Annotated in this window: 1 protein-coding gene; it reads right to left on the bottom strand. The window is 42.1% G+C overall.

The window, feature by feature from the left end; all coding sequences use genetic code 11:
* Positions 1-123: 123 nt before the first annotated feature.
* Positions 124-242: YdcA family protein (locus OGX95_RS00760; RefSeq protein WP_502872738.1), on the bottom strand; the 119-nt coding region annotated here is incomplete at its 5' end.

The following is a 242-nucleotide window of genomic DNA, read 5'->3' as shown; positions in this document are numbered from 1 at the left end:
CATGTTCTCCCCAGCAGCATCCTACTACTCGCTCTTAATGCATAAAAAATAACATATCCGTTAGAGAGTGAAAAACCCGCAAAAGCGGGTTTAATTTTGATGGAGAATGCCATTTTTCGGCAACTATTTCTGACAAACCTTCTTAGATTTGCTGATTGAGCCATCATTACAAACAAACTTTTCGCCCGAGCAATGCGATATTCCGCCTTTCTTACCTGAGCATGGCTTGTTTGCTGCCGTTG

Origin of the sequence: Citrobacter sp. Cu233 (assembly GCF_030332225.1) — a bacterium.
Classification (GTDB): Bacteria; Pseudomonadota; Gammaproteobacteria; order Enterobacterales; family Enterobacteriaceae; genus Citrobacter.
This window is presented reverse-complemented; position numbering and strand designations above follow the sequence as displayed.